Below are 24,491 nucleotides of genomic sequence, written 5' to 3'. Positions count from 1 at the left end.
GTTAATGTGTTCCTTCGTGAAGATGGCTACGGTCTAGGTCGGTCGTCGAGGTTTGCGCTGCAGAACTACCAGCTGATACCGTGCTCAGAGCGGCGCCCGTTAAATCCGTCACCTCAACAAAATCGCCAGCACTCAGCCAAGCTGGAGCCTGTTCTTGAGCCTCGCCAAAGGTCTCGGTGCAGAAGGCAACCTCATCGCCCAAAGAACCTAGTTTAGCGCCATTTGAAGATTTAAACAGCACAATATCGCCAGAACGTAACTCTGCACGCAAAATATTTAGTGCTTCTTGCGGTGTCTCTACCCAGGTAGCTTCGTTACCCCATGAACCTTCAAGATGCGCGGCGTTGTAGGCTGGTTTCGCCTCCTTCCCAACCGCAATAAGCTTTGATATATTCATGCGTACCACCAGACGACCGAGTCGATCGTGCTCCTCCAAAGAGGCCTCGCCCAGTTCGAGCATGGCCCCCAAAACTGCCCATGTCCGTCGTGGCTTCGCGCCTCGTCCCAGTTGGGCCAAAGTGCGTAAAGCAGCTGTCATTGACTCGGGATTAGCATTATAGGCATCGTTGATGACAGTCACGCCGTCTGCGCGGTCTGTGCGAGCCATCCTCCATTTCGACAGCGCACCGGTGTTATTGAGGGCATGCGCAATAGCGCCTCCAGGAACACCAGCGTTATAGGCTACCGTAGCAGCCGCCAGAATATTGCATACATGATGCTCACCAATGAGTTTGGAGGAAATCTCATATTCGCTGGCGTCGGGAAGGCGAAGAGTAAATTCCGGACAACCAGCATCATTAGTATGCAGCCCCAAAGCGGCAGCATAGCGTTCGTACTGCGGTTTCTCCCCCACCCCAAAGTAGGTTACCGGCACACTTGCGCGAGCTGACATGCGTGCAACACGCTCATCATCAGCATTGAGGATCAAGGTTCCGCCAGTACGAATACCTTCGGCAAGCTCCCCTTTAGTACGTTCGATGTTGTCGACCCCGCCAAACTCGCCAGCATGTGCGGTGCCAACTTTAAGAATCACACCATGGTCAGGGTGCACAATATTTGCCAGGTATTCGATATTCCCCACATGATCGGCACCCATCTCAATCACAAGGTAGCGAGTACTTTCGTCAGCGCGGAATACAGTCAAAGGTACGCCAACTTCGCCGTTGTACGAACCTACAGGGGCTATAGTTTCGCCCTGAGAACTTAGGATCGCTGCTAATAAATCTTTTGTGGTGGTCTTCCCCGCAGAACCGGTAATACCGATAACCGTAAGATCGCCTAGAGACCGCATCTTTTCAACAGCATACTGTGCGATCTTACCCATGGCGAGAACCACATCATCAACCTGGATGCTGGGGTACAAAACACCCCGCTCATCTTTAACGGGGCGTTCAACAAGCGCTATGACAGCGCCTTTGTCGAAGGCTCCCGACACAAAGTTGTGTCCGTCGGTCACCTCACCTGGCTTAGCAACAAATAGTGTGCCTGGTATAACCTCACGCGAATCGGTGGTCGCGAAGGTAGCACCTAGCTCGCTCTCACGCCCGGCTAAGCCGAGCGGTGAGCCGCCTGTTGCCGTAATAATTTCGGCGGCGGAAAGCTTAATCATCTATGCTCCTTATGCTTCTTCAAGCATGCGTCGATAATCCGGAAGAATTTCGAAGTCGTTGGAGACAAGCGCTTTCGCGGTCTCCACGCGGTCGTCAAGTTGCACATCGGTACCGGCAACATCCTGTGCCGTTTCATGTCCACGACCGGCGATAAGAATAGCATCTCTCGCATCTGCGAACTCAATTGCCCGCGCAATCGCTACTTCTCGTGGAGCAAGATTAAGGATTTGGGATGCCCGCGCACCTCCGGCAATCGCTCGTTCAGCCCCGGCAACAACAGCCTCGCGAATTGGGGCGGGGTCTTCACCGTGCGGATCGTCATCGGTCACAATCACAATATCGGCGTGCTGCGCAGCAATTTCTCCCATTAGGGGACGTTTGAGATGATCGCGTTCGCCTGTTGCCCCGAAAACAATAATGACTCGCCCACCACCTGGTCGGTCCATGGCTTCAAGCGCCCGAGTGAGCCCGTCAGGGTTGTGGGCAAAATCGACAATAGTATGCGGTGCCAGAGAAATCAGCTGCATACGCCCGGGCACTATAGGGGTTAGTGCCGTGCCATCAGCTAGGGCAGGTCGTAGGATCATGCGTTCTTCCTCAGAAGCACCAATATATACCATCAGCGCGGCGAGCGCGGCGTTTGAGACATTGAAATCTGCCGGAAGATGGGTACAACAGGGAATAGTGTCTCCTGCGCCGTTAGCCAACGTAAAACGATGCCCTAACCCATCACGTTCAACGTTGATTACCGCCCAATCAAGCGGACCGAACTCAGCTGGAACCTCGGCTAGACCCATGCCGTACTCAGTAACAAGCCGAACAGCATTACCGGTCCCCAGCTGAATCTGGGCGTGGCGAAGCATCTTCTCGCCCCACTTGTCATCGGCAGTGATGACAGCACGCTCAGTCCGCTCGGGCGTAAAAAGCTGTGCTTTAGAATCAAAATAATTCTGCATGGTGCCGTGCAAATCTAAATGATCCTGGGTGAGGTTTGTAAACCCAGAAACCTTATAAACTACACCATCCACACGGTGATAGTCGATAGCATGCGAGGAAACTTCCATTGCTGCATGAGACACACCGCGCTCCCCCATAATCGCAAGGAGCGAATGAACGTGAACAGACTCTGGGGTGGTTAGAGCTGAAGGAACGCTCACACCATCAACGAGAATTTGGATAGTACCGATAAGACCGGTCTTAGCCTTGAGAGCAGTTCGGAATACCGACTCCAGCATGTAGGTAGTCGTCGTTTTTCCATTGGTTCCTGTGACAGCGTAGCGATTCAGACCCTTGTAATCTTGTGACCCATAGATCAAAGCGGCGAGTGATCCTATAACAGGACGTAAAGAGTCACAGACCAGCAGGGAGCACCCATCTAAAGAAAGATTTGCCTCCCGAATCATCCGAGCGCCTGCAGTATCCGTAAGGATAGCGTGAGCCTGGGCCTCCAGCGCTTTTTGCGCGAATTGTGCACCATGAGCTTTCGCGCCTGGAAGAGCAACATATAGGTCTGCAGGACGAACTGCACGAGAATCCATGCTGATCCCTCGCACATCTTCTTCAGAGCTTTGATGTTCTAGAACAGGATGCGCACCTAAGGCCTCTAGATGCTCCACGAGCTCAGTAACCGTGCTCCCTCGTGGATTCTGAGGTCGCAGACTCTGCGCATCGCCTCCCAAGTGCGGGATGCGACGAACGTCTTGAGCCAAGCGCGTTTCGCTGTCCATTATCCTTCTTTCCTGACGGTCATACGCATTTCTTGCCGCCGAGATTATTATTGTTATCGTCCTCGATCAACGTCAAGGTACGTTCCTATTGTAATAAGTTCTGCACGGTCGGGTGACCGCATGTAACTCACCCGTTAGATTTTCCATCCGCAAAAATAGGAATTTTTACTGGGTCTGTGGTGGATTTAGGCACGTTATACGTGTGCAGTACTTTCTCCATAATCTGTGAGAACTGGCTTGTTGCTCCCACACTACGCACATCGCCCTGAGGGCGCTGCAGAGTAACGCTTACGAGAAACTGCGGGTTGTCTATAGGCGCAAGCCCTATAAAGGATGTGGTGTATCCGTCATATCCGCCTTTATCGCTGGGAGCTTCAGCTGTACCCGTCTTACCGCCGACTCGGTACCCTTCGACCGTGGCCGTTTTCGCATGGCTTTGAAGTACAACATTCTCCATTAGTTCTCGACATTGTTCAGCAGTTTTTTCGCTCACCATCCTGGTGCCGGGTTCCACATCGCGTTTATGCACCGTACCATCGGCATCAATCAAAGCGTCAACGATGCGCGGTTTAAGTTTCACACCGTTATTACCGAGTGCCTGAAAAATCATGGCGGTTTGTAGAGGGGTCTGGGCAATACCCTGCCCGAAGAAAACTGTGTATTCCTGACGACCGTCCCACTCATGCCAATCAGTTACTAACCCCTGCTGTTCGCCAGTCAGCTCAATACCCGTATAATCCCCCATACCGTATTTTTTGAGCCAGTTATAGCGGTCTTCCTTAGGGAGTTTCTGCCCGACAAGTACCGTTCCGGTATTCATCGAGTCGGTAATAATACCGGAAAAAGTTCGGCGCTGTGCGGGGTGGTCAAAAGCGTCCGTGAATGTTTGCCCGTTGATCACCAAACGTTCCGGAACGTCATACGCCGAGGTAGGGGTCGTAATGCCGCTTTCGATCAAAGCTGATGCAGTCAGAATCTTCTCAGTCGAGCCAGGCTCAACAACCTGGGAAATAGCGCGTGGGCTTGTATCCTGCTCGTTCTTAACTTTCTCAGCGCCGGGATCCATCATCGTAGAATCGGCCATTGCCAAAATCGAGGCATCCCGCACATCCATAACGATAACGGTGCCCCATTCCGCTTTGAGCTCGTCCACACGCGCTTTGACAATCTGCTGCGCGAAATACTGGATGTCCTGGTTAATGGTCAAACGTACGTTCTTCCCATTTTCTACATCGGTCGCCTCTTCTTTAGTAACAGGAATACGCACACCATCGGCACTAATTTCGTAGGTACGCTGACCGTCCACGCCCGCAAGATCTTTTTCAAAGACGCGCTCAATACCTACAGATAAATTCTTCTTGATCGTCTCGTTCTCGTTACCGGTTGCCTCATCAACAATGCGGTAACGGCCCACAACAGAGCCGCCCACGGGTCCGTTTGGGTACAGGCGCTCAGAGATGGCTTCCCCATAAAGGAACGGGGCTCCTAGAGCATCAATACGGCGAAATATCTCAGGGGTGACATTTGATTTCACGACGGCATATTTTGAGTCTCCGTCAAGCTTAGACTTGATAAACTCGTCTGTAATCGTAGGGTCAACGGTATGCAGAATGTCGGTTAGCTCATACACCAACTGTTCTGGAGTAATTTCACTCTTAGTATCGCGGTCATTATCGTAGCGCTTATACGAAGCAACAATAGTCTGATCCGCAATGATGTTGTACCGCTGCACGCTTCGAGCAAGCACCACTCCGTTAATATCGAGAATCTGACCTCGAACCGCTGGAACAGTCTGAGAGCGCATGCGTTTCTCACGCGATTTCTCGGCAGTATGCTGTGGATCAAACCCCTGTAGATAGAGAAGCCGTGCACCCACGGCTGCCAAGCCGCCAGTGGCCAAAGCACCCACTACAAACCCGCGACGCCCAAGCTGTTGAGGCTCGGGCGGCACGGGCGCATTCTCATGAAAGCTCAAAGGTGTCCTTTCAAACTCTTAAACAGTTCGTTCCAGTCTCCACCAATATACTATCGTTGAGATGCTGAAGGGTTAGTGGATGCCGAGGGTTTTGCAGACGCTGACGATGAAGCAGACGCACTCGAAGCCGGCTGCTGTTTATCTGCCGATGCAGACGGTGCTGCACTCGGTGTTGCAGATGTCGAAGCGCGGCTCCCCTGACTGGGAACGGCGGGGGCATCCACGAGGTTGCGAGCGCCCGGGGCATCATCTTTAGGCTTCGCTACAGGAGTAGCCGTGCCGTTAATCTGCCCGCTGTTGATATCCAAAGTTGCCGGAATATCCGTCGCATGCATACCCAGTGAGCTTGCACGGTTCGCCAAGTTTTGCGGGGCCTGTTGGTACCCAATTTCTTGTTGCAGGGCTTGGTTCTCTTGGGTCAGTGTTTGCTCTTGGGTACGCAAGTCCACAAGGTCGTATTGACGGGTTGCGATCAAGATATTGAGCATCAAGATAAAGACCAAGGTCAACGGGATAGCAACAAATACACCCACCAACGCCACAGGACTCCAGCTTCGCGGACGTACCAGTGACAGGGCAAGCGGTACACGACGAGTCTCCCGAGCCTGAGCTTTTACTCGTGAGCTCTTAGCCGCAATCGAACGAGCTGGGTATGCAGATTTCGCCGGGTATCCGATAGTACGCGGATGCTGAGCACCGCCAGTGCGCGGACCAGCGTATGCGGTTACATGTTCCGACAACCGGTTCTGCGCACGATGAGCAATTCGAGCGTGCGTATCAGAAGTTACAGAAGTACGTGGAACCTGGATTTGAGAAACACGGCTTTTCACATTTGACGCAGGTTTATTCCGCCCCGGTACACCCCGGCGCGTTGGGTGTTTTTGAGCAGGTTTATGCTCAGGGATAATACGCAAATTAGCGTTCCGAGTTCCCCTGCGCCGATTGGCAGTGCGGGGCGTCTCCTCTACGCCGGTTACAGTCGGCGCTTCGGGAGTGGTAACGCTCGGAGAGTGTTGCGGAGGGGTCATATCCTGCTCTTTCAAGTCTGTATCTGTTGTTATGCCAATTAGGTAGATGTGCCGGGAGAGTTAAATTAAGCTGTCTTAGAGATTCAGCTGGATACTTTGATTTTTTCTCCGGCACGCAGTTTAGCGCTTGCTGCACGCGGGTTTTCGGCGATTTCAGCCTCTGTAGGCGGCTCTGCACCGCGGGTGATAACTCTTATCGTCGGCTGATGTTCGTCGAGCTCCACAGGAAAGCCTTTAGGGGCCTTCGACGTAGCAGCCTCGGTCAAAGCACGTTTGACGATTTTGTCTTCAAGGCTGTGATAGCTCATAGCGACAAAACGACCGCCGAGTCTCAGAGCATCCAAAGCCGCTGGAACCGCCCGTTCAAGAGCTTCTAGCTCATGATTAACCTCGATACGCAAAGCCTGGAAAGTTCTCTTAGCCGGATGACCGCCTTTGCGCTGTGCTGCAGCGGGTACAGCCTTCTGAATGGCAGCTACCAGTTCCCCAGTCGTGGTGAAGGGTGCGTGCTTTCGCTGTTCCACAATATGCCGGGCAATACGGGCAGCAAATTTCTCTTCACCCCAGTTTTTGATGATGCGACGCAGCTGATTCTCGCTGTACTCATTGACAACGATGCGGGCAGTTAGCTCATCATCACCGTTCATGCGCATGTCCAAAGGTGCATCATAGGAATACGCGAACCCACGGGAACGTTCGTCCAGCTGCATCGAAGACACGCCTAGATCCAGAAGAACGCCATCTACAGAGGTGACTCCCGCCGCGGACATCGCATCTTCTATATGGTCATATACGGTGTGCACAGGCACGAAGCGATCTCCAAAACGTGCCAGACGTTCGGCAGCAATAGCATGCGCCTGTGCATCACGGTCTATGCCGATAACCGTTAGGTTGGAGAACCTTTCAAGCATTGCTTCTGTATGACCCCCCATACCCAAAGTCCCGTCAATGACAACCGCATCCTGGCGCGAAATAGCGGGTTCCAACAGCTCCAGGCAACGATCGAGCATAACCGGAACATGGCGTTCCTGTGCCTGTCGTTGTGAAAGCTGCCCCAAAAGCCCTTCCCGATATCCAGGGTCGCCAGATACAGCATTGGGGGATGTCGAAACATCGTGCGTTGGGGCAACCACGCCGGTAAGTGAGTGAGACTCGGCGATCATGATGCTCCTTCCCATAGCTCTAGCGGTCGTTCACAGCGGATCACAGGTTACGTTTGGGGCAACAAAACTGTGTGGTGACATAGTCATTACAGAATTGGGGCGAAAGGATCTTCGTCCAACGACGCAAATTCTGCTTCTGTCTGTGCCATATATTCTTCCCATGCTTTGGAGTCCCAGATTTCCGCACGGCTTCCTGAACCAATCACAGTCAGCTCTTGCGACAGACCTGCATACTCACGCAGCACAGGCGGGATCGTTACACGTCCCTGCTTATCAGGCACCTCATCAGAAGCTCCCGAAAGGAACATGCGCATAAAGTCACGTGCTTGCCGCCCAGGAAGCGGAGAGCTTCGCATCGTTTCGTGGATACGCTCAAACTCGGCGACAGGAAACACGTATAGGCAGCGTTCCTGACCGCGTGTTAGCACGAGACCAGCTGATAGCTCATCGCGAAATTTCGCTGGCAGGATGATGCGCCCCTTGGTGTCCAGGCGGGGTGTATATGTTCCAAGAAACATGCGGCACCCCTTTCCTGACAAGCGGAATACCCGCGACTCCAATTAGGCATGTCTACCCCTGAAACTATCTTCCCCTCCACTTTACTCCATTTTGCTCCACTATTCCTACCTCATGAGGATTTTTCTCAGAAAGAACACAGCTTTTCCTTAGTTTTAAGCGCCAAAGAGGGCGAGTGGTTTATCAAAAACCACTCGCCCTCTCGGACGTTTCTTTAAACTTATTAGTAAAATTTAAATCATCAAAAGTTAGTTTTCACCACGGTTACGATCGTCCCAACGCTCTTCGAGGCGAGACATGAACTTCGACTGCTTTGTAGATTTTTCAGAAGAACCCGCACCTTCCTGGCGAGCTTGGGTTGCTCCCTGCGCCTTGTCTCCTAAGAACGAATCCACCGGAGTCTTCTTACTTGTTGTCGCCAAATAAACACCACCGGCAGCAATAATAAATCCAATAATGCCCAGCCATATCATCTTTGAGGCAACGGCACCGATAATAATACCCAACCCAGCTAACACGCCTAAAATGCCGAGAGCCATGTGTCGGGCACTAAATACGGGAGCTGTATTACCCGTTGATGACATTGATGACGCAAAATGTGGATCCTCAGCGCTCATCAGTTCTTCGAGCTGGTCGAGAACCTTCTGTTCACGCTCAGAAAGTGCCATTTCATTCTCCTTGAACGAACCGGTGACATGAGTGCTTATTCGTCTATCCTAAACCTACAACACTCCGTTGCTTTTATACTACCCCGCAATCCTTTTTTAAGATACCTACCGCTCGCTCGCGTGAAAATTTTCTTCTCTAACCAAATATGGTCTTGTTTACACTCTTTATGGGAAGATTCACCTCAGGACAGATTTTTCTACCCCAAATCCTTCGATTCCCTCCACTTTTTACTCCCCTATACTCCAGAGCGCTCCCCTAAGAAGTTTTCTGTTTTTCTGGGCTGCTCTTGTGAATATATGAAAGATCAGAAGCACTAGAAACAGCTGCATCAGTAAACTTCTGACGGATACTATCGAGAGCATGTTCCACTGCGCTCCAGTCAGGAGCACTGCGGATTCCATTCCAAGCACCGACCCTGAACCTATCATCACCCACAGTATCTTCAAGATGTTTAGAACCTGCCTCTATATCTAACAGTATTGCATCGTCGAAGAGTGGATACTGCACTCCGAGCTCACTACGTTCAAGTTTTTCGGCGCGAACACCAATGAGGCGAATAGCGCGTGTCGCATACTCCTGAGATTGCTCAGCAGAAAAGGCCAAAAGCCCCATCCCGCGCAGTGCAGCATGAGATGCCCGATAAATTTCCATACCTGAATCGCAAGAAACCGACAACGGCACAGATTTCGTATGAGTCTCAAATCCTTCATACCGAATTTTGAGGCTGAGAGAACCGGCCAGCTTACGTGCACGGCGCAAACGTATACCCACTTTAAACGAAAGCGAGCGCAAAGCATCTGTAATCTCATACCCCGCCGTAGTATCAGTCCCGAATGTGTGCTCAGCGCCTATACTTTTCTCTTCACGATAGGGCACAACATCACGGCTATCGAGCCCACGAGATGTAGCCCAAAGGTGTTCTCCAGCAGCTCGTCCGAACCGTGCACGCAGCCAGCTTATGTCGAGTTCGCGTAAACCAGCAATTGTTGTAATACCGTATTTACCGAGGGCTGCAGCACTTTTAGACCCTACACCCCAGAGCTTTGAGACAGGAAGTGGATCTAAAAACTCACGGACTTTTGCGGGAGGAACCACCCATAGCCCGTTAGGTTTACTACCGGTCGAAGCCATCTTGGCAATAAGTTTATTGACGGAAATCCCTGCCGAGCTTGGTAGATGAAGTTCCTCCGCAATTCGTGAACGCACACGCTGAGCGATATCTACAGGACTCGTTCCATGGATAACTGCACCCGTGAGATCCACAAAAGCTTCGTCCACGCTTACCTGTTCTACCAACGGGCTTTCTGCACGCAAAATATCCATAACAGCCTGCGAATAATACCTATAGTTACCGCGAAGAGGCATGACCACAGCAGCAGGACATAGAGAAAGAGCTCGTGAAAGGGGCATACCAGAACGAACTCCATATATGCGAGCCTCATACGAGGAAGAACACACCACGGCGCGAGGCCCCTGTGGAGCAACGATGATAGGTGCACCCTGTAATTCGGGGCTCTCCAGAAGCTCCACATTAACGAAAAAAGCGTCCATATCAAGATGCATAACAACGCGCCCCTGCTGCTGGTTCATACCCCTCCTTCCCAATTCACAATATAATAGCATATATATTCTATAATTAGTACTTGTATTCTATATTATAGAAACCTCAGACCTTAGGAAGGTTATAATATTCGCAAATATCAACCGGTGCTTTACTCTAGAGGAGTATTCGCGCGCACTCCCCTAAGGAACACAAACATGACAGAACAGCCGAAACCTGAAAATCTCAGCGACGGCGTTAAGTCTGAGCAAGAAGCTTACCTACGCGCAGTCGAAGCTACTATGTCAGAATTTTTCGCACAACAACGCACTCTGCTGACCGCTATATCTCACGATGCGCTGCCCCTTCTTGAAGCTATCGAGTCGCTCTCTTCCGGGGGGAAACGTCTCCGGGCTCTTCTGAGCTATTGGGGATGGCGAGGTGCTGGAGGAGACTCCATACTCGAAGGGTCGGCTCCTGCCCCTATTATTCGAGCAGGGGCTGCCCTTGAGCTCTTTCAATCAGCGGCTCTTATTCACGACGATATTATCGATCGCTCTGATACACGCCGCGGAAAGCCCTCAGTACATAAAAAGTTTGAAACGCAGCACATCCAGAACTCATGGGTGGGCGATACTTTCAACTACGGACTAACCGGTGGAATCATCGCGGGTGATCTGTGCCTTTCGTGGTCGGAACAGATGTTCTCATCCATCGGAGAAGGTGCTTTATCCGGCACCGAAGCGCGAAACATCTTCGATACTATGCGTACCGAAGTCATGGCTGGCCAATACCTTGATGTGCTTTCCGAAGTTATTCCAGCAGAGACTCCTGAGAACGCCCTCGCTCGTGCTCACCGTGTTATTCAATACAAATCCGCAAAGTACTCCTGTGAGCACCCACTCGTCTTAGGAGGGGCTTTAGCACTCACCGCAATCGCGCATCAAGACCACCCGATTCTTGGGAAATATCGTGCTTTCGGACTTCCGCTGGGAGAAGGATTTCAGCTTCGTGATGATGAACTTGGTGTCTTTGGAGAACCTAGCGCCACAGGCAAACCCGCCGGAGATGATATTCGTGAGGGAAAACGCACCGTTCTCATAGCGCTAACAACACAAAATATCTCTGCTGAAGACCGCAGGATGCTTGAAGGCGCCTTAGGGAACCCGGAACTCACGAACCAGCAAATCTCTAAAATCCGAGAGCTTATGATAGGCTCTGGGGCTCTAGAGCATGTCGAAGAGCTTATCGCTCAGAAGTCAGAAGCTGTAGATACTGCTCTTCATGCGCTGCCGGTATCCGAGCCGATACGCTGCGCGCTCAGCGCGATAGCGGCTAAGGCGCTGCACCGTAAAGCTTAGAGAGAATGGCGATGCGGCGCATCCAAGCTGTTAGATGCGCCGCATAACTATATATTTTTCGGGTACCGTTGGAACTCGATCTTGATAAAAACTCTTCTTAGTTTTGTTCTACCAGGCAAGCGCCTGTGCGCGACGGCGGATCTCTGTCTTGCGTCCGTCTTTCAAAGCATCAATAGGGCGCCCAGGAAGAGAGTCATCATCCGTGTATAGCCAGACGATTGCTTCTTCATCGCTGAACCCTGAGTCTTTGAGTACGACTAGAGTTCCCTTTAAAGATTCCAAGACGCGGTTCCCGTTCAAAAAGAGTGCGGGGACTTTACGCACGTTGGTTTCGGGATCACGCAAGGCTATCAAAGACCCGTCAGAAAGAAGATTATGTATGCGAGTGATCTTCAGATCGAGGATCTCAGAGATCTCTGGAATAGTGACCCACTCGCCTACAAGGGCAAAGGTCTGAGCAATATTTTCGTTAGTCACCCTTTAAGAGTGCCAGAGAGCCTAATCAATTACCACTTATTCCGTACCGCAAGCTGGTGTGTTGCAAGTAGCGTGCTCATCTAGCCTACGACTAAATCACAGGTATACACCTTTCCTGAAAATCTGCTGAGGGTTGGGTTCCGACATGACGAATAGGGTCGCATCATTCAAATGCATCGCCTAAAATTTTTATCACTATGAGTCATACTCCACAGCCTAATTCCGGTTCCTCTGTGCCCGGTCCTGCTCCCCAGACGAATCATAAGCAGCCGCTGCGGTTAACCGGTCAAGTGCTCGAAAAGCACTACCTCATGGGACGAATGATAGCCCGCGGAGGCATGAGTGAAGTCTATTACGCTTCTGACTTGTGGTCGAATAATCCCGTAGCTATTAAAGTACTTACGCCCGAACTTGCCGAACAAGCGGAGAACAGGCAAAAATTCCATCGTGAGGAAAGCTCTCTGCGTAAAATTGGCGGGGGTCACACAGTAGGTGTGTTGTCTTCAGGTACCGAGTATCTTCAGGGGCAGCGCATTATGTATATCGCTTTGGAGTACGTTTATGGGTGTACGCTCAGCCAGCTCCTTCGCTCTCGCCAAGCGCTGTCTATGGGGGAAGGTCTTGAAATTTTGCTTCCCGTTGTTGAGGGGCTTTCAGAGGTGCATGCGCATCGGTATGTTCACCTCGATATGAAGCCGGGGAATATTCTTTTAGATACTCAGCGGCGCATTAAGTTAGCAGATTTTGGTCTTACGCGCCGCAATGACCAATATGACTCTGGGGTTCTTATGGGTACCCCCGCCTATGTGGCGCCTGAAATTTTAGACCCGCAAGGACGTGTTGGTGCTCCAGCGGATATTTTTGCGCTGGGCGTTATGATGTACCGTATTTTCTCCGGTCGTTTACCGTTTACCGGTTTACACAACGATCAACAGGTTCTCTACCACAACGCCAACATTGAGATGCCTCCAATTACGGAAGTAGCTCCGGGAATCGACCCCGATATAGCGGGGATTATCAGGTGGTGCACACGTAAACAAGCGGATGCACGCCCCGAGGACGCCACGGAACTTTTCACTGCTTTATCCGAGATAGCCCAGCGGATGAATCCTAAAGATCGTGCATGGCGTTCCCCGCATCTTGAACCTCCCGAGCTTGCACTTTGGGATGAGGTGGGTGATATTGCTGAGCGCAGCGGCATGGCGCAAATGGTGCGTGATACTCCTATTAGCGCGTACGGCAGCGCGGTAGATTTGATTCTCGACGTAGATGCAGAGAATTCGGTAATTGACGATTTTGGTGTCCCTCTCTCCCCTGCTGTCCATGAACAAGGGCATATCGGTATTGGCCCAGAACCACATGGTCCCAACGAGAGCCTAATATCTCCCCCATCTTCAACCCCTAGTGCACCAGCGAATCTCCATAACGCGCTACAACCAGAGCCATCGCCAGTACCACGATCAGAATCACCTTCCACTCAGCACGTTCCTCAGCAAGAAAAGTCTATGTCCAAAGAGCAGCTGGACAATGAATCGTTCTCTGCCTATGCAGATCCGCAACGAATATATGATCGCCGGAATTCAAGTGTTCCTGTCCAAGCAAACCAGGAGCAAAATTCCTCTCTAGACTCTGAACAAAGCTGGATTTCTCAAACGCAGGAGCGCGAACGTCGGCACATTCTTGATCCTCGATTCCCTACCGAGTCTCTTGCCGAGCCACCTTCAGCTACAGCGTGGAGTCTCGCCGCATTAGTGGTGGTCGTTCTCTTTATGGCGGCTGGTTTTACGGGCTGGATGCTCGCCACATCAGTGCTGCAGGCCGCCTGGTGGCAAGATTTTTCCAAGCTTTTCGGCGGATTATAGAGTAATCCCATATGCGAAGGTCGCATAGAGCTCTGTAAAGTTCTATGCGACCTTCAGCATAAAGCTAAAACTAGATTGCTTATCGGTTCCTGAGATACTCGGATACCAAGAACGCGATTTCAAGCGACTGCGAGTGATTCAGCCGGGGATCGCAAAGAGATTCATAACGATCAGCGAGGGCTTCTTCATCAATAGCGTCTGAGCCACCTAGGCATTCAGTAACGTCATCCCCGGTCATCTCAACGTGAATACCGCCAGGGAATGAGCCGAGAGCATCATGTACCTCGAAGAAACCGCGAACTTCATCGAGTACATCATCAAAACGGCGGGTCTTATAGCCAGAAGGAACGGAAATTGTATTACCGTGCATAGGATCGGTTACCCAGATAACCTGTGCACCAGCAGCTTGTACCCCTGCGACGATAGGAGGCAGCTTCTCTCGAATATTCTTAGCCCCCATACGGGTAATAAAAGTGAGGCGACCGGGTTCACGATTCGGGTCAAGTTTATCGATAAGGGCCAGTGCATCTTCAGCGGTGGTTGTGGGACCGAGTTTTACACCGATGGGGTTACGCACTTTAGAGAGGAAATCCACGTGCGCATCATCAATCCCACGAGTTCGCTCACCAATCCACAAGAAATGGGCTGAGGTGTCATAGGGCAAGTCGGTTCGTGAATCGATGCGAGTGAGGGACCTTTCATAGTCAAGGACTAAAGCCTCATGCCCCACATACATATCGGTAGTTTTGAGCGCATCAAAATCAACCCCACAGGCTTCCATGAATTTGAGGGCGCGGCCGATTTCATCAGCTGTTTGTTCGTATCGCTCATGCGCTGGGTTTGAAGTAAACCCGCGGTTCCATTGATGTACCGCGCGTAGATCTGCAAAGCCACCTTTTGTAAAAGCACGCACAAGGTTAAGGGTGGCGGAACTGGTGTGGTAGCCGCGCAGCATACGTTTAGGATCATGCTCACGAGCTTCAGGCGTGAACTCAAAACCGTTGACGGTTTCGCCCCGGAAGGAAGGCAAAGTAACATCGCCACGTGTTTCCGTATCCGAGGAACGTGGCTTTGAGAACTGGCCAGCCATACGACCCATCTTCACCACAGGCATCGAAGCGCCGTAGGTAAGAACCGCCGCCATCTGGAGAAGAGTTTTGATGCGACCAGAGATTTTGTAGGCTGTGGCACCTTCAAAAGTTTCGGCACAGTCACCGCCCTGTAGCAAGAACGCACGTCCTTCGGCTACTTCCGCCAGCTGTTCGCGCATAGAATCTACCTCACCAGCAAAAACTAGCGGGGGCAGAGAGCTCAGCTCGGCAACAGTTGCGTCAAAATCAGCGTGATTTGCCCATGTAGGCTGCTGATCTATATGCAGATTCCGCCAGGTATCCAACCCGTAATCTGCGCCAAGCTGGTGGTTATGGTTCGCGTTGCTCATGGGTGTGTACTCCAGAATTTCTGTATGGTTCAGCACGCTGACGCGGCGTTACAAGGATAAAGATTATTGTACCTTCCTAAAATGCCGTATCTGAGCATATGGCGCAGTCTTAGATAAGTTTATGGGCACTCTGCACACAGACGGTTTACAGCCTGTTCGGCGGTTAAGCTGTCGGACGCCATGAGTTTTTTCACCGCATCCGCGTACACATCAACATATTCTTGCCCGCTAAGCTCACGAATAGCTACACCTACACGATCCGCAATCTCACGCTGTACGGAGAAAAGATGCGCTTCGTGACTTCTGCTGGAGAAATCTAGCGGCTTTCCAAAAATTGTACGAATCGTTATCTTTTGTCCGCGATTGTGCAGGTGCGGCCTGTTTGTTCCCAGCGGCTGCACCAGGTCCGTACCAATCTGCCCTACTGGTACGACGGAAACTCCAGATTCAAGGGCTAATCTTGCTACTCCAACTTTGGGACGGTAGCCACGCCCGTCAGGACTGCGGGTGCCTTCGGGATAGATCCCCAGTATGCCGCCTGATTCTAGCACCCGAAGGCCTCTGGCAAGAGATTCTTGACTTTTGACCCCACCGGAACGATCCATGGGAAGCTGACCCATGCTTGTAAAAAATTTAGCCATAGCGCGACCTTTGACACCGGATGTTGTGAAGTAATCACTTTTCGCCAAGAAATTAATAGGGCGATCGAGCGCAAGAGGTATAAAAACTGAATCGCAAAATGCTAGGTGGTTACTTGCAATAATGACCGGTCCCTGGGGTATGTTCTCAAGCCCGATAATCTCATGCCGATAGAGACTATGCAGAATGGGCGTACTAAGAAATTTGAGGGTGCTGTAGGCGAGGGTCATAGCTCTTCCGTCATAAAACAATAAATGCGGGATAGGCACGCGTACCCGTATATGACGGATGTGGTTAGCGAGCACATATCACGAGAGGACGGCAACAATGCGAAACCTCTACGTGATTAGATTGTAACGGTTTTAGCAGTACCGTGCCGAAATCCCCTCTTTCCCGACGCCGAGGTGACTTTTGTCTGATAGTTATCTGTGAATATTATCGTTTTCGCGCTCTTAGCGTAGCTCAGACGGTGTTATCCCAGAGCTGTAGGTAATAATTGACCACGAACCTATTTCAACTCTTGAACGGTTCCAAGTCTCAAAGTGAGAGTGTACTGTTGAAAGGATGCCATGAGTATTTTCGAGAATGCAGGTGAACCGTTTCGCCGCATCCGCCGTCAGGCACGTCAGCGTCGTGAGCTTGCCATCCAGCCCTCAATAATGCGTGCGCAAAGCTCTTTAGAGTCGGAGTTCAACCACGATCCTATTTCCCATCCGGCTGACCGTGAACTCTATGAGGGTGATGTTGGCATTCTCATCATTCATGGCTTCACAGGATCCCCGCACAGTATGCGACCTATAGCAGATCACTTTATTAAGCTCGGCTACCCTGTTGAGATGCCTCGTCTTGCTGGGCATGGCACACACTGGCGAGACATGGTGGCGACCGAGTATAAAGAGTGGGTTGACGGTGTCGAAGAAGGATATTGGAAACTCCTCAATGCAGGCTATCGGGTTATCGTAATCGGTATTTCTATGGGCGGGTGCATTGCTGCCAATTTAGCGGCTCGGCATGATGTTCTAGGCATGGTGCTCATTAACCCCTATTTTGTGGATGTAAACCCCATGATGAAAGTGGCACACCGAGTTGCCCCTATATTTCCTTCGCTCAAATCTGTGGGATCTGACATTGCCCGTCCTGGAGTTGATGAAGGTGCATATCCGCGAACTCCTACCGTTTCTGTACGGCAGCTTCACCTTTTGGGCCGAGAGACTCGTGAGCTGATACCCTTGCTACGAGCTCCGGTGCTTTATCTGCGTTCCCTTCATGATCATGTTGTCTCAGATAGTTCGCACCGCTATTTTCTAGAACACTGCTCAGCACCGGTAAACTTTAAATGGTTGACTCACAGTTACCATGTGCCGACTCTAGACTACGACGCGGAACTTGTCTTATCCGTGATACAAGATTTTGTCGTTGACTGTGAAGCATAATCCAAGCTACAGCGTTGAAAGGCCTTGTATGCAAATTGTCTCCGTACCCGCAGAAGCTATGGTAGATCCAGCGTTGAATCTCACCAGTATTGTGGAACGCCATGCCTCCGACACCTCAAATCCAGTGCTGTATCGGTGGCAGATGTCGCCTGGCAATTGGCAGGACATTCACGCACATCAGTTTCATGACATGGTGGTTTCTGTAGCCAAGGGACTCATTGCGCATGGCGTTAAACCTGGTGATCGCATAGGTATTATGAGCCGCACCCGCTTTGAGTGGGCTTTAATAGATTTTGCTATCTGGTATGCCGGAGCCATATCGGTACCTATCTACGAGACGAACGCACCCGCACAAGTTGCCTGGGCCTTATCGCATTCTGAGGCACAAGCAATTTTTGTGGAGAACGATAAACTGGTTCAGATTACTGATAAGGCGCATAAATTTCACCCGCTCAATATTAAAAATCGTTGGGTCATTGAAAATGGGGATTTGGATATGCTCATCAGAGCAGGTTTAGACGTCTCCGATGCCGAACTTGAAGCGGCACGCACACATGCCCATGCCGATTCGCTTGCAACCATCGTCTACACGTCTGGAACAACAGGTAAGCCTAAAGGATGTGCGCTCACGCACGGAAACTTTCTTAATTTGAGTCTTAACACGCGCATCGCGGAGCCGGAGATCGCTAATCCGCGTAGTTCTTCCCTTATTTTCTTACCTTTAGCGCATGTTCTGGCAAGGTTTATTCAGGTTCTTGCTTTGGATTCCGGGGTTGTTGTTGGGCACTCCCCTACCATCAAGAATCTTGCGGCTGATCTGGATAGTTTTAAGCCCACCATGTTGCTGGTGGTACCGCGTGTCTTTGAAAAGATTTATGAGGGAGCATTGGCTAAGGCGGCTCGTGGCGGAACCATAAACGAAAATCTTTTTAAGCGAGCGGTTAAGGTCGCCATCGCTTGGTCTGAGGCTAAAGTTTCTGGACGACTCCCCCTCAAGTTGGCGGCACAATATGCACTCTACGATAAGCTAGTTTACACAAAATTGCGTGCCGCTATGGGTGGTAAATTACGTTACGCAGTCTGCGGAGGCGGGCCTCTCTCCCCACGGTTGAATCATTTCTACCATGCGGTAGGAGTCCGAGTGGTTGAGGGTTATGGTCTCACGGAAACATGTGCGCCGATTGCTGCCGGGCGCATCAGCAATTTTCAGATCGGGGCTATTGGTCCGCTCCTGCCAGGTTCTCAAGGCCGTCTTGCCGAAGATGGCGAGCTTGAACTGCGTGGAATCGGCGTGATGAAGGAATACTACAAAAATCCCGCTGAAAATGCCCAGTCTTTCACTGACGATGGATGGTTCAAGAGCGGTGATCTAGCCCGTTTCGATGATCAAGGGCTCCTCAAAATTGTGGGGCGCAAAAAAGAAATCATCGTGACGGCCGGGGGCAAGAATGTTATTCCGGGCACTGCGGAGAACCATCTACGAACTTCTCCCTTGGTATCTCAGGCTATGCTCGTGGGAGACCAGAAACCCTTTATTGCGGCTTTGGTTACTCTCGATCCCGATACTCTCCCCGATCAGCTTGAGCATTTGGGGCTTCCGCGTTCCCTTTCTATGCCAGAGGCCGCCGTGCATCCTGCCGTGCGCGCCGCGATCCAGCGCATTATTGATGAGGCTAATCAACTGGTATCTCGTGCAGAAGCTATTCGCGAATTCCGCATTATGGGTAAGGATTTGACGGAGGCGGACGGCTATTTAACACCTTCTCAAAAGCTCAAACGGGCTAAGATTCTGCAGGATTTTTCTGCTTATGTGGATGACATCTATAGCCGTGTTTCGGAAAGCGCTAATAATAAACTCGAACGTCTGCAAAGCTACGCCGAGCAAGCTTCTGATAGGCTCCAAGAGTTCAAAACAGAGAAGACAGAAAAACTTCATGATCTGAAGGTTGAAGCGACTGAACGTCTTGAAGAGTTTAAAGGGCAAGCGGCGGAAAAGTTATCTCAGCATCAGCCAGTCCGAGCCACACCTTCAGATAAAGAGCGTACATACCCTGATGGTAAAGAGCACGTGCACGGAGATTCAGAACAACAAAAAGCTCCACGAATCTCTTCGGAAGAATCGTAGCTCTTGAATGCGAAAAGAGGCTAAAAGCTGTGGGGTTCTCACCAAGGTTGGGGAGGGCCCCACAGCTTTATATATGAAAACTAGTTATCTACATCTAGCCCAAGAAGAGCATTTTCTATAACTTCAGTCAGAGCAGGGTGAATCCAATACTGACCACGGGCCATGTCTTTCACGCCTAACCCGAAGCTCATGGCTTGAATAAGCGGCTGGATCAACACTGAGGCTTCTTCCCCTACAAGGTGAGCGCCTAAGAGCTGTCCCGTGTCTTTGCGGGCAATAAGTTTCGCCAATCCCACGGAATCTTCCATAGCCCATCCATAAGCGGTATCGCCGTAGTTCTGGCTCTTCACCGTAACTTCGAAGCCCTCACGCTCTCCCAGCTTCCGGGCGTTCTCTTCTGAGAGTCCCACAGTTGCTATCTGCGGATTACTGAAAACCGCAGCAGGGACAAAACGATGATCGCTGGCAACGAAGCTATCGGAGTGGCTGAGGTTATGTTGAACGGTCCGTGCCTCATGGTTCGCCACATGCTTGAGTTGGAATGGCGAGGAGACATCACCTAGCGCGAATACTCCAGGTACGGGAGAACCGTTATACAGTACGCGCTGGTATTTATCAGTTCCAATAAACCCGCGGCTATCGACGTCAAAGAAACTGGATGCTTTAAGAGTATCGCTATTGGAGCGGCGACCAGTTGCGGCAAGTACAATATCCGCAACAATCTCCTCTACCTCACCATTGTGTTCAACCACAACGGTAACGGTTCCATCGCCATTCTCGCGGATTTCGACAAGAGAGCGTTCCAGGAGAATGTTCCACTGGTGAGATGCTGCTTCTACGAACCTGTCTACAACTTCTACATCTACCTCACGGAGAATACGGTTAGAACGGACCATCTGATAGACCTGTGCCCCCAAAGCAGAGAATACGTGTGAGAACTCAGCAGCGACAACCCCGCCACCAAGCACTACAAGACGTTTAGGGAGCTCCTCCAAACGCATAATCGTGTCGTTTGTATGAACCTGTGGTAAGTCAATACCGGGAACCGCCGGAAGAACCGCCCGCGAACCCGCAGCAATTACAACCTGGCGACCGTAAAGTTTCTGCCCGGACTCTGTCTGCACTGTGTGAGCATCAACAAAATGAGCGTATTCGGGGTAGTAATCCACATTAGGTAGACCAGCGCGCCAGTCACGCCCACCAGCAGAAATTTTATCGATGCGCTGAGGGAAAATACGATCGCGTATCTGTGCCCAGTTAATTGCAGTAATTTCAGCCTCAATGCCTAACTTATTGAGCTCACGTGCTTTCTGCGCAGTAGTTGCCGGGTACACAAACATTTTCGTGGGGATGCACCCAACGTTCAGGCATGTTCCGCCAAAAGTACCGCCGTCTATAAGCGCTACTTTTTTGGTATCCCATTCCGGTCCTATCAGGGTGTTCCCCGATCCCGAACCGATGACGATAAGGTCGTACTGTGCTACGCCATCAATAATTTCGAGCTCTTTGATACTCATAGTCCCTCACCTGCAATAAAAATTACTTGAGTCTTAATACGAACAATACAACGCTGCACCCCAGATTTTATTCCGGGGTGCAGGCAGGCAACCAATTACTTAGGTTCTACAGTGCTGCCATGAGTCCGGCAAGCAGACGTGTAAATCGTATGGAGGGCTCCACAGCTTCTTCGTCGGGCCAGAAGTGAATCGGATGTGCTGCCCCAAGAGCACGTTGAATAACAGCTTCCTCGTTGAACGTAGGCTCAGCAACAAGCTGCCCAAAGAGTGCCTTCAATTCTTCGTACCGATAGCTGTGCTCAGGATCGTCGGCACGTAATTTATTCACGACAACGGCAGCAGCCTCAACAGAACTATTCTCGTCTTTCTGGAACCTAACAATCGCACGGAGGGTACGCTCAGTACCCGCCACGGAGAAAAGTGAAGGCTCCGCAATCGAAAGCACTCGCTGACTTGCGCCCCATCCAGTTGCTGTAAGGGTCCCTAAAAACGGTGGGCAGTCGATGAGGACTAGGTCGTATGTGCTCCCAGTATTTTCGATAAGATTCTGCAACCGTTCAATGAAGGGCGTGGGCTCTTTCGTATCGAGAAGAGCCGAACGCGCCGAACCACGAGCTACATGAATTTCGCCGCCCCCTATAGGATTGCTCGTGAGTAGCGTAGGTGTACCCACCAGGCTATTCCAAGCTGACGGGCTCACAAGGCGGGTGAGCGCATCGGTGTCATGGGTAAGCAGGATAGAGGCAATGTCCGGGCACCCGCCTTCCGCGGCAAGTCCGGTACTAGCGTCCCCGTGGGGATCGAGATCTATGACAAGGGTTTTGAGCCCACCGTGCAACGCTGCTGATGCAAGACCTAACACAATGGAGGTCTTACCCACGCCACCTTTGAGGCTACTAACACTGACAATTCTAGGCATGGCGCTCCGAAGTTATAAGTTCAACAATTGAATGAGTGCACTCTTATTTTATCGAAATTACTTGCGTTCGATAACTCTCGATCGCAAGTTTTCCCAATAATCTTTACACTCGTGTATATCACGCATATGTGGTGCCACAGCGTATGTCTTTAAAACCACTCTACTAGAGTATTGAGGTTTTAGTGCACGTCAGGCTTTACGGGCGCGGCGTGCGGCAAGTTCGTCTTCCGCGTCCGATACCGTCTGCATCTCTTCACTAGGTTGCCCATTCAGATTCGCTTCGATCTCACGCCAGACTCGCCCAATAGCAATTCCGAAGACACCTTGGCCAGCCTGTACGAGATCAATAACTTCGCTCGGTGACGTACACTCATAAACGGTGGTTCCATCGCTCATCAGGGTGATTCCTGCAAGATCCTCGATCCCCCGAGTATGAAGATGGTCAATAGAGGTACGAATCTGTTGTAAAGATACTCCGGTATCGAGAAGGCGCTTAACGATCTTGAGAACCAATACATCGCGGAAACTATAGAGCCGTTGAGTCCCAGACCCTGAGGCGGAGCGCACAGTAGGCACCACAAGCTCCGTACGAGCCCAGTAGTCAAGCTGCCGATAGCTAATCCCGGCAGCTTTCCTGGCAACAGACCCGCGGTACCCTAAGTTCTCGTCGACGATTGATACAGGATCTTTAAAAAGAACCCCCTGTTCACCACGCGGAGGTGGTGCCATCGGAAGAAGAACTTCAAACCCTTCTAACTGCTCGGCTGTACCATGCATATCATGGTAAGCCTCAGAAGAACGAGATCCAGTTTTTGAGGTATTCCCTGGTGTGGTCTTGTCACCGACGCTATATCGCGCCATTGGCAATACCTCCTTCTTATCCGATGTCCGTAGCCGAACGGGTTACTTCTGTTTGTTATCCTACCTTGTTACCCGTTCAAATGCACGGAAATACCGGGCACTAAGCTCCAGCAGTTTTTACACGTTTAGAGAGCAAATACATTACGGGATAAAAAGAGGAACCGCGCCTTCTGAAAGCTACGGCAGCCTTTATAGTTTAACCTATCTCTCCCTTTAGCATAAAACTTGCACATCTTCAGGGTGGGAGTTGAGCTTTAGTAGATTATTCTCCGCCCATACAACATCTAAGCGCGCCTAGAATACGGTCATGGAAACATGTAAACCCTACTCATATTGAGCACTATATCTGCAACAAACCTTAAAAAATGGATGCGCAAAAGCGATCAAACTTTCACGCATCCAACACTGAGATTGAGTGATATTTTTCTTGGCAGGACTAGCCCCTACTTCGTAGACAGACGCAGAAGCCAGCGCAAGTTTCTAACTACATGCGTACAGAAAGCCCTAGTTATACGTCGGCATTGCAGACTCTACAAGGGTTGCATGCAACTGCAGACAAAGTTTGCGAATCTTATCGGCTCGCTCTTGAGCCTGCGTCTGAGAAGCTGCGTCACGGCGCGAAGCTAAAGGAGCTACCGCGATCTCAACAAGAGAGATTTCACGGTCTGCTGCAGATTTGAAAGCTCTCAGATGACGGGGCTGAATGCCATGTCCCATAAGTTCAGCGCTAGCTCGGGCAATAAGCACATCATATTCAGTATATTTCGCATCTGCCTCGTCATCCAGAAGGCCGAAGTCAATAAGCTCACGAATAAGCTCAACGGGCGCACCCGAGTACTCTGCGAGTTCACGAATACTGTATGTACGCCCCTCCGCAACGTTGGTGGATCCCAAAACCTGGTCCAACATCTCGTCCGAAACGGGTGCAGGTACAGAGTTAATGGCGCGACCCGCCTCAAGATCGTCAAGATGCTGACGAATAACCTTGAGCGGCATATAGTAGTCGCGTTGCATCGTCAAGATATACCGCAGGCGCTCGATGTCGGTTTGGGAGTACTTTCGATACCCAGTATCGGTACGTTTGGGATGGACCAAACCACGCTCCTCCAAAAAACGAATCTTAGAGGCGCTAATCCCCGGAAAATCAAGATCCAGTTGACTTAAAACCTGTCCTATAGTGCGGCTCTTAATATCTCGGGGGTCACGACTATCTTTGCCACGTTCAGCGCTCTCTACTAGAGCCTCTGCCCGAGCGAGATTGTCATCAATGCGGGAGTTCATAGTATTCCTTTGAGAAATTGTGCTCGTCAAAGTTACGCCGATGCGCAGACCGCCTCGGCGTGCTGCATAGTACCTAATCGGCTTCTTCGCAGACGGCGTTACTTGTTCTTTTGTATTGTGAGTGAGTGAGGTTCAGATAATTTATCACAAAATGATAAACACTGAACCTTTGAGTCAATCTTATAGTGTTCCGTCTCAGAATTCCATTAGAAAACCGCCGAATAACGGCATTTTCGATGCCGAAAGATTACAAAACTTTAACCATCAAGTAGTAAAACAATACCAATTTATCCAAAAACCCTTATTTTTCCACGCGATATATAAGTATAGGTATTGATAAATTTTTA

The 24,491-nt window shown here is 50.8% G+C and carries 19 protein-coding genes; 4 read left to right on the top strand and 15 right to left on the bottom strand.

The genetic code is table 11. The annotated features are described in order from the left end of the window. Position 1: 1 nt before the first annotated feature. The 8 genes from murF to dinB all read right to left on the bottom strand — a co-directional run bounded on the left by murF (position 2) and on the right by dinB (position 10,278). Positions 2 to 1,609: a UDP-N-acetylmuramoyl-tripeptide--D-alanyl-D-alanine ligase gene (gene murF, locus HMPREF3016_RS00350; protein WP_070739302.1), complete on the bottom strand. Its 1,608-nt coding sequence runs from the start codon at positions 1,607 to 1,609 to the stop codon at positions 2 to 4. A 9-nt stretch (positions 1,610 to 1,618) separates the two neighbouring features. Next, entirely contained in the window at positions 1,619 to 3,337 is a 1,719-nt protein-coding gene (locus HMPREF3016_RS00345; protein ID WP_070739299.1) for a Mur ligase family protein, read from the bottom strand. Positions 3,338 to 3,464: 127 nt separating this feature from the next. Then, positions 3,465 to 5,312, bottom strand: coding sequence for a peptidoglycan D,D-transpeptidase FtsI family protein (locus HMPREF3016_RS00340; protein WP_070739296.1), 1,848 nt, complete (start codon positions 5,310 to 5,312; stop codon positions 3,465 to 3,467). A gap of 50 nt (positions 5,313 to 5,362) precedes the next feature. Beyond that, positions 5,363 to 6,340 carry a cell division protein FtsL gene (locus HMPREF3016_RS00335; protein ID WP_135007633.1) on the bottom strand — a complete coding sequence of 326 codons (978 nt, stop codon included), beginning with the start codon at positions 6,338 to 6,340 and terminating at the stop codon, positions 5,363 to 5,365. Positions 6,341 to 6,423: 83 nt separating this feature from the next. After that, positions 6,424 to 7,503, bottom strand: a complete 1,080-nt coding sequence (gene rsmH / locus HMPREF3016_RS00330) for a 16S rRNA (cytosine(1402)-N(4))-methyltransferase RsmH (RefSeq protein WP_256370645.1) — start codon at positions 7,501 to 7,503, stop codon at positions 6,424 to 6,426. A gap of 86 nt (positions 7,504 to 7,589) precedes the next feature. Next, entirely contained in the window at positions 7,590 to 8,021 is a 432-nt protein-coding gene (mraZ, locus tag HMPREF3016_RS00325) for a division/cell wall cluster transcriptional repressor MraZ (RefSeq protein ID WP_004004381.1), read from the bottom strand. A 246-nt stretch (positions 8,022 to 8,267) separates the two neighbouring features. Beyond that, the gene (locus tag HMPREF3016_RS00320) at positions 8,268 to 8,687 is read right to left on the bottom strand and encodes a DUF3040 domain-containing protein (RefSeq protein ID WP_004004380.1); all 420 of its coding nucleotides are present in this window, start codon (positions 8,685 to 8,687) and stop codon (positions 8,268 to 8,270) included. Between the two features lie 256 nt (positions 8,688 to 8,943). Continuing rightward, positions 8,944 to 10,278: a DNA polymerase IV gene (gene dinB, locus HMPREF3016_RS00315; RefSeq protein ID WP_070739293.1), complete on the bottom strand. Its 1,335-nt coding sequence runs from the start codon at positions 10,276 to 10,278 to the stop codon at positions 8,944 to 8,946. Between the two features lie 168 nt (positions 10,279 to 10,446). Here dinB and HMPREF3016_RS00310 point away from each other — a divergent pair, with 168 nt between their 5' ends. Further along, the gene (locus tag HMPREF3016_RS00310) at positions 10,447 to 11,589 is read left to right on the top strand and encodes a polyprenyl synthetase family protein (protein ID WP_070739290.1); all 1,143 of its coding nucleotides are present in this window, start codon (positions 10,447 to 10,449) and stop codon (positions 11,587 to 11,589) included. Positions 11,590 to 11,697: 108 nt separating this feature from the next. On the opposite strand, the gene HMPREF3016_RS00305 is transcribed toward HMPREF3016_RS00310, so the two are convergent. Next, complete coding sequence (locus tag HMPREF3016_RS00305; protein WP_013398832.1) at positions 11,698 to 12,066, bottom strand: Rv2175c family DNA-binding protein; 369 nt, start codon at positions 12,064 to 12,066, stop codon at positions 11,698 to 11,700. Positions 12,067 to 12,263: 197 nt separating this feature from the next. On the opposite strand from HMPREF3016_RS00305, the gene HMPREF3016_RS00300 reads away from it, so the two are divergent. Beyond that, on the top strand, positions 12,264 to 13,928 hold the full coding sequence (locus HMPREF3016_RS00300; RefSeq protein WP_070739287.1) for a serine/threonine protein kinase: 1,665 nt from the start codon (positions 12,264 to 12,266) through the stop codon (positions 13,926 to 13,928). A gap of 79 nt (positions 13,929 to 14,007) precedes the next feature. On the opposite strand, the gene HMPREF3016_RS00295 is transcribed toward HMPREF3016_RS00300, so the two are convergent. Next, the gene (locus tag HMPREF3016_RS00295) at positions 14,008 to 15,369 is read right to left on the bottom strand and encodes a class II 3-deoxy-7-phosphoheptulonate synthase (protein ID WP_013398830.1); all 1,362 of its coding nucleotides are present in this window, start codon (positions 15,367 to 15,369) and stop codon (positions 14,008 to 14,010) included. Between the two features lie 119 nt (positions 15,370 to 15,488). After that, positions 15,489 to 16,238: a lysophospholipid acyltransferase family protein gene (locus HMPREF3016_RS00290; RefSeq protein ID WP_013398829.1), complete on the bottom strand. Its 750-nt coding sequence runs from the start codon at positions 16,236 to 16,238 to the stop codon at positions 15,489 to 15,491. Between the two features lie 339 nt (positions 16,239 to 16,577). On the opposite strand from HMPREF3016_RS00290, the gene HMPREF3016_RS00285 reads away from it, so the two are divergent. Beyond that, positions 16,578 to 17,441, top strand: coding sequence for an alpha/beta hydrolase (locus HMPREF3016_RS00285; protein WP_048751979.1), 864 nt, complete (start codon positions 16,578 to 16,580; stop codon positions 17,439 to 17,441). 28 nt (positions 17,442 to 17,469) lie between these two features. After that, on the top strand, positions 17,470 to 19,566 hold the full coding sequence (locus HMPREF3016_RS00280) for an AMP-dependent synthetase/ligase (RefSeq protein WP_239664739.1): 2,097 nt from the start codon (positions 17,470 to 17,472) through the stop codon (positions 19,564 to 19,566). Between the two features lie 80 nt (positions 19,567 to 19,646). On the opposite strand, the gene HMPREF3016_RS00275 is transcribed toward HMPREF3016_RS00280, so the two are convergent. From HMPREF3016_RS00275 to HMPREF3016_RS00260, 4 genes are all read right to left on the bottom strand, one after another. Next, positions 19,647 to 21,083 (bottom strand): mycothione reductase, encoded by a 1,437-nt coding sequence (locus HMPREF3016_RS00275; RefSeq protein WP_048751980.1) that lies wholly within the window; start codon positions 21,081 to 21,083, stop codon positions 19,647 to 19,649. Between the two features lie 106 nt (positions 21,084 to 21,189). Continuing rightward, positions 21,190 to 22,002 (bottom strand): ParA family protein, encoded by an 813-nt coding sequence (locus HMPREF3016_RS00270; RefSeq protein WP_004004370.1) that lies wholly within the window; start codon positions 22,000 to 22,002, stop codon positions 21,190 to 21,192. A 189-nt stretch (positions 22,003 to 22,191) separates the two neighbouring features. Further along, on the bottom strand, positions 22,192 to 22,779 hold the full coding sequence (locus tag HMPREF3016_RS00265) for a MerR family transcriptional regulator (RefSeq protein ID WP_004004369.1): 588 nt from the start codon (positions 22,777 to 22,779) through the stop codon (positions 22,192 to 22,194). Positions 22,780 to 23,367: 588 nt separating this feature from the next. Next, the gene (locus HMPREF3016_RS00260; protein WP_004004368.1) at positions 23,368 to 24,144 is read right to left on the bottom strand and encodes a transcriptional regulator FtsR; all 777 of its coding nucleotides are present in this window, start codon (positions 24,142 to 24,144) and stop codon (positions 23,368 to 23,370) included. Positions 24,145 to 24,491: the final 347 nt, after the last annotated feature.

Source organism: Rothia sp. HMSC065D02 (assembly GCF_001815285.1).
GTDB classification, from domain to species: Bacteria; Actinomycetota; Actinomycetes; order Actinomycetales; family Micrococcaceae; genus Rothia; species Rothia dentocariosa.
This window is presented reverse-complemented; position numbering and strand designations above follow the sequence as displayed.

Bases quoted from the DNA above. Each gene is read 5' to 3' on its own strand.
- HMPREF3016_RS00310 (WP_070739290.1), top strand. From the start codon at position 10,447: ATGACAGAACAGCCGAAACCTGAAAATCTCAGCGACGGCGTTAAGTCT.
- HMPREF3016_RS00320 (WP_004004380.1), bottom strand. From the start codon at position 8,687: ATGGCACTTTCTGAGCGTGAACAGAAGGTTCTCGACCAGCTCGAAGAA.
- mraZ (WP_004004381.1), bottom strand. From the start codon at position 8,021: ATGTTTCTTGGAACATATACACCCCGCCTGGACACCAAGGGGCGCATC.
- HMPREF3016_RS00300 (WP_070739287.1), top strand. From the start codon at position 12,264: ATGAGTCATACTCCACAGCCTAATTCCGGTTCCTCTGTGCCCGGTCCT.
- murF (WP_070739302.1), bottom strand. From the start codon at position 1,609: ATGATTAAGCTTTCCGCCGCCGAAATTATTACGGCAACAGGCGGCTCA.
- HMPREF3016_RS00295 (WP_013398830.1), bottom strand. From the start codon at position 15,369: ATGAGCAACGCGAACCATAACCACCAGCTTGGCGCAGATTACGGGTTG.
- HMPREF3016_RS00335 (WP_135007633.1), bottom strand. From the start codon at position 6,340: ATGACCCCTCCGCAACACTCTCCGAGCGTTACCACTCCCGAAGCGCCG.
- dinB (WP_070739293.1), bottom strand. From the start codon at position 10,278: ATGAACCAGCAGCAGGGGCGCGTTGTTATGCATCTTGATATGGACGCT.
- HMPREF3016_RS00265 (WP_004004369.1), bottom strand. From the start codon at position 22,779: ATGCATGGTACAGCCGAGCAGTTAGAAGGGTTTGAAGTTCTTCTTCCG.
- HMPREF3016_RS00270 (WP_004004370.1), bottom strand. From the start codon at position 22,002: ATGCCTAGAATTGTCAGTGTTAGTAGCCTCAAAGGTGGCGTGGGTAAG.
- HMPREF3016_RS00285 (WP_048751979.1), top strand. From the start codon at position 16,578: ATGAGTATTTTCGAGAATGCAGGTGAACCGTTTCGCCGCATCCGCCGT.
- HMPREF3016_RS00260 (WP_004004368.1), bottom strand. From the start codon at position 24,144: ATGAACTCCCGCATTGATGACAATCTCGCTCGGGCAGAGGCTCTAGTA.
- HMPREF3016_RS00290 (WP_013398829.1), bottom strand. From the start codon at position 16,238: ATGACCCTCGCCTACAGCACCCTCAAATTTCTTAGTACGCCCATTCTG.
- HMPREF3016_RS00280 (WP_239664739.1), top strand. From the start codon at position 17,470: ATGCAAATTGTCTCCGTACCCGCAGAAGCTATGGTAGATCCAGCGTTG.
- HMPREF3016_RS00275 (WP_048751980.1), bottom strand. From the start codon at position 21,083: ATGAGTATCAAAGAGCTCGAAATTATTGATGGCGTAGCACAGTACGAC.
- HMPREF3016_RS00345 (WP_070739299.1), bottom strand. From the start codon at position 3,337: ATGGACAGCGAAACGCGCTTGGCTCAAGACGTTCGTCGCATCCCGCAC.
- rsmH (WP_256370645.1), bottom strand. From the start codon at position 7,503: ATGATCGCCGAGTCTCACTCACTTACCGGCGTGGTTGCCCCAACGCAC.